A 16,120-nucleotide genomic window follows, 5' to 3' on the forward strand; every position below is an offset into this window, starting at 1 on the left:
CTTATTCGACCACCAGCCGCCCCAACCGTTGACGCAACATGCGGTTCTCGGCGCGCAACTGCTTCACCTCATCCAGCAGATCCAGCGCCAGCGCCACGCCTTCCCACTCCAGTTCCAGATCACGGCGCAGCTTCGCCGCGCGCTTGGCCAAGGCCAATTCGTAGTCGGTGAAGCGCCATTCCCGGGGCTGCGCGCCCTGAGGTTCGAGGATGCCGTGCTCGACGATTTCGATCACGTAGACGTCCGACAAATCGGCCGCCTCACAGAATTCTGCCAGGTCCAGTTGAACGATCAGGGGGCTGCTCATGATGGGCTACTCCGTCGTCGGGTTCAGAAGTTCTCTCGCGGATTGAACGCGGCTTTCTTCGCCAGTTCCTGCCACAGCGCCTTGACCTCCTCGTCGGAGGCTTTCGGCATCACGGCCTTGAGCTGCACGAACAGATAACCGCGTTCGCCGGCCTTGTTCAGCAGGCCATGGCCCTTGGCGCGCATGCGCTGGCCGTTCTGGCTGCCGGCCGGGACCTTGAGGTTGATCTTGCCGGTCAGGGTCGGCACGGCCACTTCAGTGCCCAATGCCAATTCCCACGGAGCCAGGGGCAAGGTGATGATCAGGTTTTCGCCTTCGACATCGAATTTCGGGTGCGGCGCAAACCGGATGGTCAGGTACAGGTCGCCATTCGCCCCGCCACCGATACCCGGTGCGCCCTGGCCCTTCAGGCGAATCCGCTCGCCGTCGGTAACGCCGGCCGGAATCTTCACGTTCAGGCTCTTGCTGGTGTTGCTGACATGCTGGCCGTGCGCATTGTATTGCGGCACCTGAAAGGTGACTTTCTTCGATTCGTTCGACAGGGTTTCTTCGAGGAAGACCGGCAGTTCCATTTCCACGTCTTGCCCTCGGCGTCCGCGTGATTGGCGGCTCTCGGCGCCACCGAAACCGGGGCCGCGATTGCCGAAGATCGAACTGAAGAAGTCCGAGAAGTCGCCCGTGTCGCCACCGCCACCGCCGAAGCCGCCACGGCTCTGCCAGCCCGGCGGGCCCTGAAACGGCTGACCGTGCTGGCCATAACGGCGCAGTTCGTCGTATTCGGCGCGTTTGTCGGCGCTTTTCAGCGCTTCATAGGCTTCCGAGGCGTCCTTGAACTTGGCCTCGGCGTCTTTTTCCTTGCTGACATCGGGGTGGTATTTGCGCGCCAGCTTGCGATAGGCCGCCTTGATGGCCTTGTCGTCGGCTGTCGGCTCCACGCCGAGTATCTTGTAATAGTCTTTGAAGTCCATGGAAGGATCACCATCCGTTATCGATTTCGCGCCGAGACCAGCATGCGCCGATTGGCACGTGCCGGGTTGACCGATCTCAAGTTTGTGACCGGGTGGCGCCGCAGAAGTTTATCGGCAGTGGACGACGGTTCTTGCGACCGCCGGTGTGTCTGCCGGCCCATGCCAGCAAGTTTGGGGCGAAGCGGCGCTTTTCAAGCTGGCTGCCGGCGAAATAGCGGATGACCGGCCTTCGAATCTGCCGCGCACTGGCATACACTGCGCGGCCGTTTTTTTGACCGGAAACCGAAAGACATGAAAGACGCCTCTCCAGCCCGTGCCTGCGGCATCGACTTCGGCACGTCCAACTCCACCGTCGGCTGGCTGCGCCCCGGCATGGACACCATGATCGCGCTGGAAGACGACAAGATCACCCTGCCGTCGGTGGTCTTCTTCAACATCGAGGAACGTCGCCCGGTCTACGGTCGCCTGGCCCTGCACGAGTATCTGGAAGGTTACGAAGGCCGGCTGATGCGCTCGTTGAAAAGCCTGCTCGGCTCCAAGCTGATCAAGCACGACACCAGCGTCCTCGGCACGGCGATGCCGTTCAAGGACCTGCTCGGGCTGTTCATCGGCCAGCTCAAGAGCCGCGCCGAAACCGCCGCTGGTCGGGAATTCGAGCAAGTGGTGCTGGGTCGTCCGGTGTTCTTCGTCGATGACGATCCGCTGGCTGACCAGGAAGCCGAAGACACCCTGGTCGAAGTGGCGCGCAAAATCGGTTTCAAAGATGTGTCGTTCCAGTACGAACCGATCGCGGCAGCGTTCGACTACGAGTCGACCATCGAGAAAGAAGAGCTGGTGCTGATCGTCGACATCGGCGGTGGTACCTCCGACTTCTCGCTGGTGCGCCTGTCGCCCGAGCGTCGTGGTCTCGACAACCGTCACGATGACATCCTCGCCACCGGCGGCGTGCACATCGGCGGGACCGACTTCGACAAACAGCTGAGCCTGCAAGGCCTGATGCCGCTGTTTGGCTACGGCAGCCGCATGAAGAGCGGCGCCTACATGCCGACCAGCCACCACATGAACCTGGCGACCTGGCACACGATCAATTCGGTGTACTCGCAGAAATCCACGCTGGCGCTGGGCAGCATGCGCTACGACATCGAAGACACCGGCGGTATCGATCGCCTGTTCAAGCTGATCGAACAGCGCGCCGGGCACTGGCTGGCGATGGAAGTGGAAGAAACCAAGATCCAGCTGACCCACGCCGACAGCCGCCATGTGCCGCTGGACCGCATCGAAGCCGGGCTGAGCGTCGAGCTGAGCCGCGCGTTGTTCGAATCGGCGATCGAGGCCTTGCTGGAGCGTGTGCGTGGCAGCGTTACGCAGTTGTTGAATGACGCTGGCGTGGCGGTCGATCAGGTCGACACGGTGTTCTTCACTGGGGGCTCCAGCGGCATCCCGGCCCTGCGCAACAGCGTCTCGGCAATGCTGCCGAACGCCCGGCATGTCGAAGGCAACATCTTTGGCAGCATTGGTAGCGGTTTGGCGATTGAAGCGATGAAGCGTTACGGTTCGATGGCCTGATCACAATCTCTGTGGCGAAGAGCCTTTGTGGCGAGGGGATTTATCCTGTGGCGAGGGGATTTATCCCCGTTGGGCCGCGAAGCGGCCCCGCTCCTGAGCTTGAAAGCAGGGGCCTGCTGCGCAGGCCAACGGGGATAAATCCCCTCGCCACAGATGCATTCAATTCAGTTGCCAGGCCTTAGACCATCCCGCCCAGCTTCAACTCACTCTTCAGATACGCGTAATAAATCGGCCCCGCCACCACCCCCGGCAAACCGAACGCGGCTTCGAACACCAGCATCGCCAGAAGCAACTCCCACGACTTGGCACTGATCTGCCCACCAACGATGCGCGCGTTGAGAAAGTATTCGAGCTTGTGGATAACGATCAGGTAGCCCAGCGCGGCGATCGCCACCCAGATCGACAGCGACAGGCCGACGATGGTGATCAGCGTATTCGACATCAGGTTGCCGATCACCGGCAGCAGGCCGAGCAGGAAGGTCAGCACGATCAGGGTTTTGGTCAGCGGCAGCTTGATGCCGAACATCGGCAGGATCACAGCGAGGAAGATCCCGGTGAACACGGTGTTGAGCAGGGAAATCTTGATCTGCGCGAAGACAATATTGCGAAACGCCTGCACCAGCAGATGCAAACGGTCGAACAAAGCGGCGGCCAACGGCTTGCGCTTGGTCACGTCGGGGATGCGCTGCAGGGCGATGATCGCGCCGAGCACCATGCCGATCAGCAGGGTGACGAACATGTGCGCAGCGTCCTTGCCGACCAGTTGCAGGTCGGCCAGATGCTTGCTCGCCCACTCGCCGATCGCCACGCGAAATTCCGCCGCGCTGGCCGGCAGGTAAGCGTCGATGAACGGCGGCAACTGTCCGCGCGCGCGATCGACCACGCCCATGAATTTATCGAGCGAGGCGCCGGGGTTTTCCGCTTCATGCAGGAGGAAACTGATGGCGCCGGCGAAGATCAGCGCCAGCGCACTTACTACCAGCGTGCCGAGCAGCGCCACCGCCAACCAGCGCGCACGCCGCCCTTCGATCAGCCGTTGCAGTTGCGGGGTGAGCATGTTCACCAGCTCGAACACCAGCAACCCGGCCAGCAGGCTCGGCAACAGGCGCAGCGGCAGCACCAGCAGCAAACCGCCAAAAATGATGATGCAACTGACCCAGAACACAACATGACGCTGAGAAAACGTTGGCATACAGCCTCAAAACGAACGGCGTGAAAGGATGGGCAGTCTGCCAGCGATCCGGGGTTAGCACTAGGGATATGCGGGGTTTCGGATTTTCGTGCAAGGCTTGCGAATTTCCCCCTCACCCTAGCCCTCTCCCAGAGGGAGAGGGGACCGATTGGGGGTTGCTCGAAAAATTTTCCGACCTGAACGTGCAGTGCCGAATCCGCAATCGACCCGGTATTTCAGACCCCAGTTCCTGTCGGCATCTATGCGGTCGGTCCCCTCTCCCTCCGGGAGAGGGTTAGGGTGAGGGAAAATCTCAAGCCGACCGAGTCAATCGGACACCATGGCGCCCCCTTATTTTTTCTTCAGACACTCACTCATGAACGCCTTGCGCGCATCACCGGTCAGCGCTTTGGTTTTCGCATCGGCATTGCAGGTGGTCATTTTCTGCTGCTGCGGGGTCAGCTCCTTGCCATCGTTGGCCGCTGGCGCCGCTTTCAGGCAGGTGCTCATGAACGCCTTGCGCTCGTCGCCCTTCAAGCTCTTGGCGGTCGCATCGGCATTGCAGGTGGTCATCTTGTTCTGTTGCGCCGTGGCGGCGAAACCCTGGGAACACACAAGCAGCCCGATCATCAACAACGGCACACGCAACATCTTCATGGAGTTTTCTCCTTGTTGCCGCACCGATGGATGCGGCCTCTGTCGCAGTGTAGTCAAAGCTTGTTACACCTTCCTGCTCTCGAGGTGGCTGCGCCGATACTGCTCCGGCGTGCAACCGGCCTGGCGGGCGAACATGGCGATGAACGCCGAGCCGCTGCTGTAGCCGAGGTCGAAAGCGATTTCCTGCACCGAACGCGAGGTTTCCAGCGCCTCGATCGCCGCCAGATAACGCAAGCGCTGACGCCACTCGCCAAAGCTCATGCCCAGCTCGCGGACAAACTGCCGCGCCAGAGTGCGCTCGCTGACATGCACTTGCGCGGCCCAATACGCCAACGGTTGGTTGTCGCCCGGCGCAGCCTGCAAGGCGTCGAGAATCGTCAGTAAGCCCGGGCTGCTCGCATATGGCAGGTAACATTCCTGCACCGGTGCCTGTTGCAGTTGATCGACCAATACCTGGGCCAGACGCTGATCGGCCTCATGCTCCGGAATCTTCACATCGCGGGCGGCGAAGTCCTTGAGAATCGCCTTGAGAATGTCACTGATCGCCAAGGTGCAGGCGCGCGCCGGCAACCGTGTGCAAACACTTGGATCAAGACACACCGCGCGATAGTTGACCGGCTGATGACTATAGAAACTGTGCTCGACCTCGGGCGGCACCCACACCGCGTACTGCGGCGGCGACATGAAGCGGCTGCCGTCGACATCCATGTGCAACACGCCATGGGCCGCGTATTCCAGCGTGCCCCAAGGATGGCGATGCGGCGCGGCATATTCGTGGGCATTGAAATCGGCGTAGCGGAAATACACCGCTGACGGCAATTCGCTGAAATCGAGCAGATCGATGTGTTTGCTGTTCATGCTGTCCGGATGCAGAGGCAGGTTGTCCGGTTCGCAGTATAGGCCTGCATCCAGACAGGCGATAATCGCGCTTCATCAACGTTCTGGTTTTTGTCCCATGCAATACGCGTTTCCCCTGCTGGCGATTTTCATCTGGGCCGGCAACACCGTGATCAACAAACTGGCGGTCGGGGCGATCTTTCCCGCCGAGATCGGTTTCTATCGCTGGCTGCTCGCCGGCGTGCTGTTCACGCCATTCATGCTGAAGAAAGTCATCGCCCACTGGCCGCAGATTCGGCCGAACCTGGGGCGGATTTTCATCCTCGGCGTACTCGGCATGGCGGTGTATCAGAGCCTCGCCTATTTCGCCGCAACACTGACCACCGCGACCAACATGGGCATCATCCTGTCGTTGATGCCATTGATGTCGCTGGCCATGGCGATCATCAGCCTCGGCCAGCGCCTGACGGCTGGTGCGCTGGTCGGTGCGGTGCTGTCGTTCGCTGGCGTGCTGGTGGTGGTGTCATCCGGCAGCCTCGGAGCGCTGCTGCAACACGGGGTCAATCTGGGCGATGCGATGATGCTGATCGCAACGCTGGCCTATGCGGTTTACAGCACGCTGCTGAAAAAGTGGCAACTGCGCCTGCCGCCATTGGTGCTGCTGTACTTGCAGGTGCTGGTGGCGATTGTGGTGTTGTTTCCGCTGTTCGCGATGTCGCCGAAGACCGGGCTGAACCTGCAGAACGTACCGCTGGTGCTGTATGCATGCCTGCTGGCCTCGATGGTCGCGCCGCTGGCGTGGATGCAGGCAGTGCAGCGGCTGGGACCGAGCCGAACGACGTTGTTCTTCAATCTGCTGCCATTGATTACCGCGTTGATTGCAGCAGTGGTGTTGAAGGAACAGTTGGCGATGTATCACCTGGTGGGCGGGTTGCTGACCTTGAGCGGGGTGGTTTTGTCTGAGCGCTGGACCACGGTGTTGGGCCGGCGGGTCGGCGTTGCCTGATAAGGCCCCTCCCACGTTGAAATGCAGACACCTGTGGGAGCGAGCCTGCTCGCGAAGAACGATGACGCGGTCTGTTTGGCTATAACCCTGCAGCCTCCAGCCGCGCCGCATGCTCGACAAACAGCCTTACCGGATCTGCGCCTTTGCCCACCAGTCCCAGCGACTGATTGACGATGTCGAAATGATCCAGCGGATAGTCATCACCGATCACCGTGCCCAGATGCGAGCTGTAACGGCCGACCATGCCATCGCACTGCCCCGGCTCGCGAACGAAGGTCCTGGCAAACAAGCGACAACTGCGGTTGGTGCCGTCAAGAAGATTGCCGCCACGATCGGTCTTGCCCGGTTGCAGCGTCCCTGACCAGGAGTAATAGCGCACACCGTTGACCTCTTCCGGCCCCTGCCCTCCCCAGACCTCCGGTAGCCCTTGTGGATAACGCTGATTGAATATTGCAACGCCCGCCGTCGTCAGCGATTGGTGAGAAGCGTGGATATCCACCGGCAGTTTCGGCCCGTGATAACCCGTGTCGAGCAGTGCCATGATCCAGCCGATCAGGCGCAGCAACGCTTCGAGCAAGCGCCCCTTGGCGCTGTTGGCGGGATAGTGCTTTTCCAGATAATCCGCCAGTTCGGAGCCGTGATTAGGCCCGGCGACCGAAGTCACCGAGGCCACCAGATCCGGGCGCTTCGCCGCCGCATACCGTGCGGTCAACGCGCCTTGGCTGTGACCGAACAGATTGACCTTCGGCGCCCCTGTCTCGCGGAGAATTTCCTCGATCCGCGTAAGCAACTGCTCGCCGCGCACTTCCGTGGAATTGAGTGGCGAAACCTGCACCGCGACCACCGTCGCACCACCACGGCGCAAGGCCTTGATGATGCCGAACCAATACGGATAAAGCACCAGCCGGACAAAGCCGAGCATGCCCGGCACCAGCACCAGTGGATAACGTGTCGACATGGGGTACATCCTTGTGTGCGGTGGGTGGAGGCCAGACGTGCAAGACGCTCGCCAAGCATCCACCTCGACGATGACAACTCAACGATAAGCCTATTCCAGCTCTGACCCTGCCGACATCGCAGTCCTCAGCAGTTCCTGAACCGAGTCCGGCGTAAATCGCATAAAACTTTTCGCTTCGCTCAAGACTCACACCCTGAGTAGCGACCGCGTCTTCAGAACGTGGCGCCTATCGGATTAGCCTCCAGGAGAATGAAATGAGTGACGTGCATTTGTCTGATGTTCAAACCCTGCGCGAACGCGCGCGGCAACACGTGGAAAACGGCGCGGTCACCGAGGGCTACAACGCCAACCGTGAGGAAATACTGCGTTTGCTCAATGAGTCGCTGGCCACCGAACTGGTGTGCACCTTGCGCTACAAGCGCCACTACTTCATGGCCAACGGCCTGAAAGCCAACGTCGCCGCCGACGAATTCCTCGAGCACGCCAACCAGGAAGCCGAGCACGCCGATCGCCTCGCCGAACGCATCGTGCAACTGGGCGGCGAGCCTGAGTTCAACCCTGACCTGCTGAGCAAGATGTCCCACGCGCAATACGTGGCCGGCAATACGCTCAAGGAAATGGTTTACGAAGATCTGGTGGCCGAGCGGATCGCCATCGACAGCTACCGCGAAATCATCCAGTACATCGGTGACAAAGACCCGACCACCCGCCGCATCTTCGAAGACATCCTCGCCCAGGAAGAAGAACACGCCGACGACATGGCGGATATCCTTAACGATCTGTAATCCCGTCACACCGCTTTCGCGAGCAGGCTCGCTCCCACACTGGAACGTATTTCAATTGAAGGAATGCGTTCGAATGTGGGAGCGAGCCTGCTCGCGAAGGCGCCCTCAGAGACGCCGCATTACTTGCTGGGTTTAACGGTCACCGGCGCCTTGCCCTGCTTCATCTGCTCCAGTAACGGCGCGCACTGATTCGGCTCGCCACCGCTAGGCGCCACCAGCGCCAGCAATCCCGCCGCCGGTGCGGCTATCACGCCCAGCGCAACCATCCCCGCCCCGCGCAGCATCAACGGTACGGCTTTGACACCGGCATCCGGTTTGATGAACTTGCCGCGCACATACAGCGGCGAGCGCAGGGAGATCAGACGCCAGCCTTTGGACTCAGGGGTCACGGTCAGATCGAGTTGCTCGGTGGCCATGTTCGCTGTGCCATCGATGTAGATGATTGCGTTCTCGGTATCGAAGACAAACAACCGTGTCGTGGCCAGGCCGGTCTTGATGTCGAAGTCCGCCGCCGCGCAATTGATCTTCACTTCCTTGTCACCAAAGATCTTGCCGACCACGTAGTTACCGACGTTGAGCCCGGCCAGCTCCATCAACTCACGGCTGATTGCACCGTCGTTGATCAGCATCTTCAGATTGCCGTTGGCACCACCGAGCAGCTTGGCCACGGAGTTGCCCCGGCCACTGATGTCGGCGTCGCCATTGAGCTCACCGAAACTGGTTTTCATCGGCTCGAAGGTCGGGAACAGCTCTTTGAGTTTGAATTTGCGTGCGGTCAACCGCGCCCGGCCTTCCAACGGCTCGGTGCGGCCATTGAGGCGGATCAGCGCATCCAGGGTGCCGCCGGCGACGCCAAAGCGCAGCGGTTCCAGGCTGAGTTCGCCGTCGTTGAGTTTCAGATGGGTATAGAGGTCGTTGAACGGCAGCTTCTCGCTATGGACGATGCGCTTGCCGGTGAACTCGACATCGGCGTCCATGGCGCGCCAGCGATCGGTTTTGAATTCTTCGACCGGCAGGACTTTATCTGCCGGCTGCTTGCTCGCGCCGCCACGGGCCTTTTGCTCGGTGTTGGAATCAGCCCCGATCAACGGTGCAAGGTCGGCGAACAGCAGTTGATTGGAGAGCAACGCACCCGTGAGTTTCGGCCGTGGCTGACTGGCCACGTAGGTCAGGTCGCCGTGGATGTCGCTGTCGCCGATCTTGCCGTTGAATTTTTCATAAGTGAATTTCGACCCGGCATCGTCATGCAGCTTGGCGATCAGGTGGCCGTCGGTGGAATACGGTGGGGTGTCCGGCAGGGTCACGCCGGTCAGCGGGTAAAGATTGCCGAGGCTGTCGCCAGCGAGCTTCAAGCGCAGGTCCAGGGCGCCGAGATTCAGCGGGTCAGTCAGGGTGCCGGCCAGTTCGATACGGGTGTCGCCGATCTTCGCCTGGGCCTGCAACGGGAACGGCTTGCTGGCGTCCTGCAAGGCCAGCAGCCCGCCGATCTTGCCCTGACCGGTGAGGTTCTGCGCGTGGTATTGGCCTTTGACCTTGAGTGCAAAGGCATAGTCCTGCGGTGCGCCGCCCTTGTCCTGAGCGGTTTTCGCCGCTTTTTCGCCGACAATCTCGCTGAAGGGAATCGGCTTGCCGAGCGGGTCGATCAGCACATCGAGGTTGGTCTTCAGGGTCTGGTCGTCGAGGGTCACGTGGCCCTTGTCGAAACCGATCGCGCCGATATCGACCACCCAGCTCGAAGGCTCGGCGTTCGGGTCCTTGGGATCGAATTTGAACGTCCAGTTGGCGCGGCCATCGGCCAGACGTTGCAGCTCGGCATTCGGCTCGGTCAGGTCGATGCGCGGAATCACCACGCGTTGAGCCAGCAGGGCCAGCGGCGAAATGCGCAGCTCGACGCGTTTCAGGGTGACCATCTGCGGCTGCTTCGACCAGTCCGGGTTGCCCAGGCTCAGATCCTCGGCGACCACGTTCGGCCAAGGCACCCAAGAGCGCCAGCCGCCTTCTTCCGGCTCGCGCTGCCAGATCACTGCGAGGTTGCCATTGATGGCAAACGCCCGGTGCAGTTCTTCCGAAACTTTGGCGTTGATCGTGGGTTTGATCCGGTTCCAGTCGAAAAACACGATGATCAGAATCAAGGCTGCCAGCAGCAGCGCGAGGATGGCGAAGGTCCAGCTGAAGATTTTTCCAGTGCGCGTCATGCACAAAGCTCCTGATCACGACCGCACGCCGACATCCCGACGCACAGCTGAAACGGCAGACCGAAGCGGCCCCTATGCAGTCTGTGACTGGCGAAAGGCCCGCAGGTTTAATTGAAAGGCAGTTTAAGCCATAAAAAGCCCGGCAAAACTGACCGATCGGTCGAGCAGTGTTACCGGGACCCGCACTTTTACGAGGCGCGAGTGAGTCGAAAATACCCACCACGGTGCAAAACCGTCGACCGCAAAGGCCCGATCTAGAGCCTTCGCGCGGAACAATCAATTCTGTTGATTATTACCATTGCGTTTATGAACTTTTATATCGACTTATCGAGAGTAGCATTGCCCTCGTACCCACTTTATCGCCCTCCCAAGGAGCCACTATCATGAAACGCCAATTACTGCTCAGCCTTACCCTGTCGATGCTAGCCAGCACTGCTTTCGCCCTGCCCGCTGCCGATCAGGCCACTCCGCAAGTCAAAGACAGCCACTCGGTGTTCAGCCAGACTCTCGCTGAAGACGGCTACGACAAAACCCCACAAGGCCAGACTCTGGCTGAAGACGGCTATGACAAAACCCCACAAGGTCAGACTCTGGCTGAAAACGGTCGCAACCGCCTCCAAGAAAAAGGTCTGGTTGAAGATGGCTATGACAAGACGCCACAAGGCCAGGCTGTAGCCGAAAACGGCCGCAATCGTCTCGAAGAAAAAGGTCTGGTGGAAGACGGCTACGACAAGACTCCACAAGGTCAAGCCCTCGCCGAAGGTGGTGGTGACCGTGTGATCGAACGCAACAGCGCCGTGAGCTGAGCCTATGACGGCCCAGCGAAAAAGCCCAATCAGCGGATTGGGCTTTTGACTTTTCAGCTTCTGTGAATCCCTCGCTGCATGACTCCCCGTTCGACGCCGACAAAGCCTATTTGCTAGAGTGCGGCGCTTGTCCTGCCGAAGAACACACCCTGCGATGCTGCCCCGCGCCGAACAGAAACAACAGACCCGCAACGCCCTGATGGAGGCTGCCCGCCACCTGATGGAAAGCGGCCGAGGATTCGGCAGCCTGAGCCTGCGCGAAGTGAGCAAGACCGCCGGCATCGTGCCCACCGGTTTCTACCGGCACTTTGCCGATATGGACGAGTTGGGGCTGGTGCTGGTCAGTGAAGTCGGCCAGACCTTCCGCGAGACCATCCGCCTGGTGCGCCACAATGAATTCGTCATGGGCGGCATCATCGACGCTTCGGTGCGCATCTTCCTTGATGTGGTCAACGCCAACCGCTCGCAATTCCTGTTTCTCGCCCGCGAACAATACGGCGGCTCGCTGCCGGTACGTCAGGCAATCGGACGCCTGCGGGAGAACATCAGCGCCGACCTCGCGGCGGACCTGGCGCTGATGCCCAAGCTGCAACATCTGGATCTGGCCGGCCTCAGCGTGATGGCCGACCTGATCGTCAAATCGGTGTTCGCCACCCTCCCAGACATCATCGACCCACCCGCCGAGGCCTTGCCGGAGCACCTGACCCCGCAGGCGAAGATCACCCAGCAACTGCGCTTCATCTTCATCGGCCTCAAGCACTGGCAAGGGCTGGGCAGTACCGAGTAATCCCTTGTCTATCTGACACAGCGCAAAGCCCCCGTGGGAGCGAGCCTGCTCGCGAAAGCGCTGGGTCAGCTGAATACATCTGTCTGACACGGCGCATTCGCGAGCAGGCTCGCTCCCACATTGAACATCCGTCATGGCCTCGCTTTGGTGCATGACAAATCCTTCATGCACCAAAACCTTCCAGAATCGCCGCGCCTGTTGAAAGATCAGGCACGCGCCGACAGCTATTTCCTACAGATCGCCCGATTGGCGCGGCGCTTGCTCTAGCCCAATCAACGTTCATTGCTGGAAGCTTTCCGATGCTGGTGATTCATCGCAGAATCGACCCTCAACCCGTCTGGGCCGCCGAGCTGCACCTGACCTTCGAAGCGCGCAGCAAAAGCCGTTTGCGCTGTTTCAGTGCCGAAGGCGAAGACGTCGGGTTGTTTTTGGAGCGCGGCCAGCCACCGCTGTATGACGGCGAATGTCTGCAGGCCGAAGACGGCCGTGTCGTGCGCGTCTGCGCCCGTCCCGAACAACTGCTCCACGTCACGTGCGCCAATGCGTTCGAACTGACGCGCGCGGCCTATCACCTCGGCAACCGCCATGTCGCCCTGCAAGTCGGCGATGGCTGGCTGCGCCTGCTCGACGATTACGTGCTCAAAGCGATGCTCGAACAGCTCGGCGCCCGGGTCGAGGCTATCGAAGCGCCGTTCCAGCCGGAACACGGCGCTTACGGCGGCGGCCATCATCATTCCCGCCACGGTGACGAAGACTTCAACTACGCGCCAAAACTTCACCAGTTCGGCGTGCGCCTGTGAATCCGGCCTGGGCGCTGCTGCGTCTGGCCAGTCCGCAATTGCCGATTGGCGGCTACAGCTATTCCCAGGGTCTGGAAATGGCGGTGGATAACGGCCGGGTCCACAACCCTGACGCCGCCCGCCGCTGGATCAGCGATCAACTGCTGCTCAATCTCGCCCGCTTCGAAGCGCCGCTGCTGTTGGCGCATTGCCAAGCCGCAGCAGATGAAAACTGGGCCGAGCTACGACAACTCTGCGAGAGCCACCGCGCCAGTCGCGAAACCCGCGAGTTGCATCTGGAGAGCCGGCAGATGGGTTACTCCTTGCAGCAGTTGTTGAACGGCTTGCCGGAACTCGACGAGCCTGCCCGCGACTTTCTTGACCAGACCACAGAACCGCACCTGGCCTTGTGCTGGGCGCTGGCAGCACGCGCCTGGAGCATCAGCCCGCAGGACGCTCTTGCCGCGTGGCTGTGGAGCTGGCTGGAAAACCAGCTCGCCGTGTTGATGAAAACCCTGCCGTTGGGCCAGCAAGCCGCCCAGCGCCTGACCAGCGAACTGCTGCCGCTGCTGCAACAGGCGCAGCACGATGCAACCCGCATAAATCCCGAACATATCGGCAGCGCCGCGTTTGGCCTGTCCCTGGCGTGCATGGCCCACGAGCGCCAGTACAGCCGTCTCTTCCGCTCTTAGGGCTGTTTATTTTGGAGAATGAAATGGATACACAACCTCTGCGCGTCGGCATCGGCGGCCCGGTCGGTTCCGGCAAGACCGCGCTGACCCTGGCCCTGTGCCTGGCCCTGCGCGAGCGTTACAACCTCGCCGTGGTCACCAACGACATCTACACCCGCGAAGACGCCGATTTCCTGGTGCGCAACGAAGCCCTCGCGCCGGAGCGGATCATCGGCGTGGAAACCGGCGGCTGCCCGCACACGGCGATCCGTGAAGACGCCTCGATCAACCTCGAAGCGGTCGATCAACTGAACCGTCGTTTTCCCGGGCTGGATCTGATTCTGGTGGAGTCCGGCGGCGACAACCTCTCGGCGACCTTCAGCCCGGAGCTGTCCGACCTGACCATCTACGTGATCGACGTCTCCGCCGGCGACAAGCTGCCGCGCAAGGGCGGCCCGGGGATCTGCAAGTCCGACCTGCTGGTGATCAACAAGATCGACCTCGCGCCACTGGTGGGCGCCTCGCTGGAAATGATGGACAGCGACACGAAACGCATGCGCAACGGCAAGCCGTTCGTGTTCAGCAACCAGAAAACCGGTCAGGGCCTCGAAGAAATCATCGCCTTCATCGAACGTCAGGGCCTGCTGACCGCCGCCTGATCCACTTATCCACAAGGAAGCTTATCCATGACACTCAAACGCATTCTTGGCGCTCTGGCGTTGCTGCTGACACCGGCACTGGCGTTCGCTCACCCGGGCCATGGCGACAGTGGCCTCGTCGCGGGCATCAGCCACCCGATCGGCGGGCTCGACCACTTGCTGGCAATGCTCGCCGTCGGTTTGTGGGCGGCGCAGCAACAAGGCGCGGCGCGCTGGGCGCTGCCGTGCACTTTTGTCGGCACCATGTTGCTCGGAGGTTTGCTCGGTTTTGAAGGGCTGGAGTTGCCGGCGCTGGAGAGCGGGATAGCCGCCTCGGTATTGGCGCTGGGCCTGGCCGTGGCACTGGCGGTACGTCCGCCACTGGTGATGGCGGTGGCCGCGACGGCGCTGTTTGCGCTGTTCCATGGCGTGGCGCATGGGCTGGAGTTGCCGGACATGAGCAGTCCGTGGGCGTATGCGGCCGGGTTTGTCGCGGCGACAGCGGTTTTGCATGCGCTCGGTTATGGCGTGGTGCGAGTTCTTCCGCAGGCAGCGGCGCCGCTGGTGCGGTTGGCGGGTGCGGCTTCGGCGGCGACTGGCGTCTGGTTGTTGGCAGGCTGATTTTTAGCGCCTGCACTGGCCTCTTCGCGAGCAGGCTCGCTCCCACAGGTTTTGTGTACGCTGCAAATCCACTGTGGGAGTGAGCCTGCTCGCGAAGACGGCCTGACAGACACCGCCTCTCTCAAGCGGTGCTCTCTGCTACCATGTCGCGCAATCGCCCAAGCCCGTGACGCCCGCCCATGCCCCACGCTTCCCGCTCCACCGCCCTGCCCGAATTGACCGCCCTGTTTGGCCAAGTGCAGCAGCACTTCCTCGACGTGATCGTGCCGCTGTGGCAAGGCCCGGGCTGGAATGCCGACATGGCGTTGCCCTATGAGGCGCTGGACGCTACACACCAGCCGTTGCCAGCGCAACGCTATCGGGCGATGGCCTGCGCACGGCAGCTGTATCTGTTCTCCAGCCTGATCGGGGTTGTGGATAACGCCGAAGTCCGCGCCGCCGCGCTGTTCCGTTCCCTGCAACGGCACTTCCATGATGCCGAGCACGGCGGCTGGTTTTACAGCATCGACGCACAGGGCAAGCCGCTGGACCAGCGCAAGGATCTCTACACCCACGCCTTCATCCTCTTTGCCTGCGCGCATTATTGGGACAAGTCCCGGGATTCGCTGGCCGAATCGACACTCAACGCCGCGCTGGAAATCATCGGCCGCCGATTCGCCACCGGCGACGGTTTGTACGAAGCCTGCCTTGAGCGTGATTGGCTCACCCTGCAAACCGGCCCACTGCAAAATCCACTGATGCACTTGGCCGAAGCCTTCCTCGCCACTCTGACGGTGCGCGAAGACCCGCAGACGCAGAAGGCCCTGCTTGAGTTATGCACAGCCATGCACAAGCAATTCGTCGATCCGCAATATGGCGTATTGATGGAGAAGCCACTGGGGGCTGTGGATAACTGGTACGAACCGGGGCACCAGTTCGAATGGTATTTCCTGCTCGAATCGTCGGCGTTGTTGCGCGATTCGAAACTGCATCGGGCGCTGGATCGGGCATTTGCCTTTACCGAGCAGTACGGCGTGCTGGAGTCCTGCGGCGCGGTGCGGGCGATGCTCGATCTGGATGGCAATGGACGGCCGAGGGATTCGACCCAGCGCATCTGGGCTCAGGCCGAATACCTGCGCGCGCTGACCTTGCGGGCGGACAGCGAAGCGGTAGTACTGCGCCAGTTGCAGGCGTTGCAGCAGCGGTTTCTGCATGCCGGCGGCTGGCATGAGTGTCGGGATGAAAATGGGGAGGTCAGCCGCAAGGACATGCCTTCGACTACGCCTTATCATTTGGCGACTTGCTATCACGGTTTGGCTGAATATCTGCGTTGACCTGTGCAAAGCAGGATTTTGGGGCTAGAGGGTTACTGTGTTCTCAGCAGACATC

General features: G+C 61.1%; 17 protein-coding genes. 10 read left to right on the forward strand and 7 right to left on the reverse strand.

Annotation, left to right across the window (positions count from 1 at the left end):
- Position 1: 1 nt before the first annotated feature.
- Both D8U61_RS18210 and D8U61_RS18215 read right to left on the reverse strand, forming a co-directional pair.
- Positions 2 to 307, reverse strand: coding sequence for a chaperone modulator CbpM (locus D8U61_RS18210; RefSeq protein WP_016771896.1), 306 nt, complete (start codon positions 305 to 307; stop codon positions 2 to 4).
- Positions 308 to 330: 23 nt separating this feature from the next.
- On the reverse strand, positions 331 to 1,275 hold the full coding sequence (locus D8U61_RS18215) for a DnaJ C-terminal domain-containing protein (RefSeq protein ID WP_110603615.1): 945 nt from the start codon (positions 1,273 to 1,275) through the stop codon (positions 331 to 333).
- Between the two features lie 291 nt (positions 1,276 to 1,566).
- On the opposite strand from D8U61_RS18215, the gene D8U61_RS18220 reads away from it, so the two are divergent.
- Complete coding sequence (locus tag D8U61_RS18220; RefSeq protein WP_016771898.1) at positions 1,567 to 2,841, forward strand: Hsp70 family protein; 1,275 nt, start codon at positions 1,567 to 1,569, stop codon at positions 2,839 to 2,841.
- Between the two features lie 178 nt (positions 2,842 to 3,019).
- On the opposite strand, the gene D8U61_RS18225 is transcribed toward D8U61_RS18220, so the two are convergent.
- The 3 genes from D8U61_RS18225 to D8U61_RS18240 form a co-directional block, all read right to left on the reverse strand.
- Positions 3,020 to 4,033, reverse strand: coding sequence for a membrane protein (locus D8U61_RS18225; protein WP_016771899.1), 1,014 nt, complete (start codon positions 4,031 to 4,033; stop codon positions 3,020 to 3,022).
- Positions 4,034 to 4,363: 330 nt separating this feature from the next.
- Positions 4,364 to 4,669 (reverse strand): PsiF family protein, encoded by a 306-nt coding sequence (locus tag D8U61_RS18235; protein ID WP_016771900.1) that lies wholly within the window; start codon positions 4,667 to 4,669, stop codon positions 4,364 to 4,366.
- 63 nt (positions 4,670 to 4,732) lie between these two features.
- Positions 4,733 to 5,527: a helix-turn-helix transcriptional regulator gene (locus D8U61_RS18240; protein ID WP_130927421.1), complete on the reverse strand. Its 795-nt coding sequence runs from the start codon at positions 5,525 to 5,527 to the stop codon at positions 4,733 to 4,735.
- Positions 5,528 to 5,624: 97 nt separating this feature from the next.
- Here D8U61_RS18240 and D8U61_RS18245 point away from each other — a divergent pair, with 97 nt between their 5' ends.
- Positions 5,625 to 6,512: a DMT family transporter gene (locus D8U61_RS18245; protein ID WP_130927422.1), complete on the forward strand. Its 888-nt coding sequence runs from the start codon at positions 5,625 to 5,627 to the stop codon at positions 6,510 to 6,512.
- Positions 6,513 to 6,591: 79 nt separating this feature from the next.
- Here D8U61_RS18245 and D8U61_RS18250 read toward each other — a convergent pair whose 3' ends face one another.
- On the reverse strand, positions 6,592 to 7,470 hold the full coding sequence (locus D8U61_RS18250; RefSeq protein ID WP_125926254.1) for a triacylglycerol lipase: 879 nt from the start codon (positions 7,468 to 7,470) through the stop codon (positions 6,592 to 6,594).
- A 254-nt stretch (positions 7,471 to 7,724) separates the two neighbouring features.
- On the opposite strand from D8U61_RS18250, the gene D8U61_RS18255 reads away from it, so the two are divergent.
- Positions 7,725 to 8,255: a ferritin-like domain-containing protein gene (locus D8U61_RS18255; RefSeq protein ID WP_016771904.1), complete on the forward strand. Its 531-nt coding sequence runs from the start codon at positions 7,725 to 7,727 to the stop codon at positions 8,253 to 8,255.
- A gap of 119 nt (positions 8,256 to 8,374) precedes the next feature.
- On the opposite strand, the gene D8U61_RS18260 is transcribed toward D8U61_RS18255, so the two are convergent.
- Positions 8,375 to 10,450, reverse strand: a complete 2,076-nt coding sequence (locus tag D8U61_RS18260) for an AsmA family protein (protein WP_125926255.1) — start codon at positions 10,448 to 10,450, stop codon at positions 8,375 to 8,377.
- A gap of 383 nt (positions 10,451 to 10,833) precedes the next feature.
- Between D8U61_RS18260 and D8U61_RS18265 the strand changes: the two genes are divergently transcribed.
- The 7 genes from D8U61_RS18265 to D8U61_RS18295 all read left to right on the forward strand — a co-directional run bounded on the left by D8U61_RS18265 (position 10,834) and on the right by D8U61_RS18295 (position 16,065).
- A complete protein-coding gene (locus D8U61_RS18265; RefSeq protein ID WP_016771905.1) occupies positions 10,834 to 11,256 on the forward strand; it encodes a hypothetical protein in 423 nt (140 codons plus the stop codon).
- 154 nt (positions 11,257 to 11,410) lie between these two features.
- Complete coding sequence (locus D8U61_RS18270) at positions 11,411 to 12,043, forward strand: TetR family transcriptional regulator (RefSeq protein WP_125926256.1); 633 nt, start codon at positions 11,411 to 11,413, stop codon at positions 12,041 to 12,043.
- 299 nt (positions 12,044 to 12,342) lie between these two features.
- Positions 12,343 to 12,843, forward strand: coding sequence for an urease accessory protein UreE (gene ureE / locus D8U61_RS18275; protein WP_016771908.1), 501 nt, complete (start codon positions 12,343 to 12,345; stop codon positions 12,841 to 12,843).
- A complete protein-coding gene (locus tag D8U61_RS18280) occupies positions 12,840 to 13,514 on the forward strand; it encodes an urease accessory protein UreF (RefSeq protein WP_125926257.1) in 675 nt (224 codons plus the stop codon). Before ureE ends, D8U61_RS18280 begins: the two co-directional genes overlap by 4 nt.
- Positions 13,515 to 13,537: 23 nt before the next feature.
- Positions 13,538 to 14,152 (forward strand): urease accessory protein UreG, encoded by a 615-nt coding sequence (gene ureG / locus D8U61_RS18285; protein ID WP_016771910.1) that lies wholly within the window; start codon positions 13,538 to 13,540, stop codon positions 14,150 to 14,152.
- Between the two features lie 27 nt (positions 14,153 to 14,179).
- Positions 14,180 to 14,752 (forward strand): HupE/UreJ family protein, encoded by a 573-nt coding sequence (locus tag D8U61_RS18290; RefSeq protein WP_016771911.1) that lies wholly within the window; start codon positions 14,180 to 14,182, stop codon positions 14,750 to 14,752.
- 179 nt (positions 14,753 to 14,931) lie between these two features.
- A complete protein-coding gene (locus tag D8U61_RS18295) occupies positions 14,932 to 16,065 on the forward strand; it encodes an AGE family epimerase/isomerase (RefSeq protein WP_125926258.1) in 1,134 nt (377 codons plus the stop codon).
- The last annotated feature ends 55 nt before the right edge of the window (positions 16,066 to 16,120 follow it).

The sequence above is a fragment of the Pseudomonas sp. Sample_14 genome (genome assembly GCF_004307515.1).
GTDB lineage: Bacteria > Pseudomonadota > Gammaproteobacteria > Pseudomonadales > Pseudomonadaceae > Aquipseudomonas > Aquipseudomonas atacamensis.

Bases quoted from the DNA above. Each gene is read 5' to 3' on its own strand.
- D8U61_RS18210 (WP_016771896.1), bottom strand. From the start codon at position 307: ATGAGCAGCCCCCTGATCGTTCAACTGGACCTGGCAGAATTCTGTGAG.
- D8U61_RS18215 (WP_110603615.1), bottom strand. From the start codon at position 1,275: ATGGACTTCAAAGACTATTACAAGATACTCGGCGTGGAGCCGACAGCC.
- D8U61_RS18220 (WP_016771898.1), top strand. From the start codon at position 1,567: ATGAAAGACGCCTCTCCAGCCCGTGCCTGCGGCATCGACTTCGGCACG.
- D8U61_RS18225 (WP_016771899.1), bottom strand. From the start codon at position 4,033: ATGCCAACGTTTTCTCAGCGTCATGTTGTGTTCTGGGTCAGTTGCATC.
- D8U61_RS18235 (WP_016771900.1), bottom strand. From the start codon at position 4,669: ATGAAGATGTTGCGTGTGCCGTTGTTGATGATCGGGCTGCTTGTGTGT.
- D8U61_RS18240 (WP_130927421.1), bottom strand. From the start codon at position 5,527: ATGAACAGCAAACACATCGATCTGCTCGATTTCAGCGAATTGCCGTCA.
- D8U61_RS18245 (WP_130927422.1), top strand. From the start codon at position 5,625: ATGCAATACGCGTTTCCCCTGCTGGCGATTTTCATCTGGGCCGGCAAC.
- D8U61_RS18250 (WP_125926254.1), bottom strand. From the start codon at position 7,470: ATGTCGACACGTTATCCACTGGTGCTGGTGCCGGGCATGCTCGGCTTT.
- D8U61_RS18255 (WP_016771904.1), top strand. From the start codon at position 7,725: ATGAGTGACGTGCATTTGTCTGATGTTCAAACCCTGCGCGAACGCGCG.
- D8U61_RS18260 (WP_125926255.1), bottom strand. From the start codon at position 10,450: ATGACGCGCACTGGAAAAATCTTCAGCTGGACCTTCGCCATCCTCGCG.
- D8U61_RS18265 (WP_016771905.1), top strand. From the start codon at position 10,834: ATGAAACGCCAATTACTGCTCAGCCTTACCCTGTCGATGCTAGCCAGC.
- D8U61_RS18270 (WP_125926256.1), top strand. From the start codon at position 11,411: ATGCTGCCCCGCGCCGAACAGAAACAACAGACCCGCAACGCCCTGATG.
- ureE (WP_016771908.1), top strand. From the start codon at position 12,343: ATGCTGGTGATTCATCGCAGAATCGACCCTCAACCCGTCTGGGCCGCC.
- ureG (WP_016771910.1), top strand. From the start codon at position 13,538: ATGGATACACAACCTCTGCGCGTCGGCATCGGCGGCCCGGTCGGTTCC.
- D8U61_RS18290 (WP_016771911.1), top strand. From the start codon at position 14,180: ATGACACTCAAACGCATTCTTGGCGCTCTGGCGTTGCTGCTGACACCG.
- D8U61_RS18295 (WP_125926258.1), top strand. From the start codon at position 14,932: ATGCCCCACGCTTCCCGCTCCACCGCCCTGCCCGAATTGACCGCCCTG.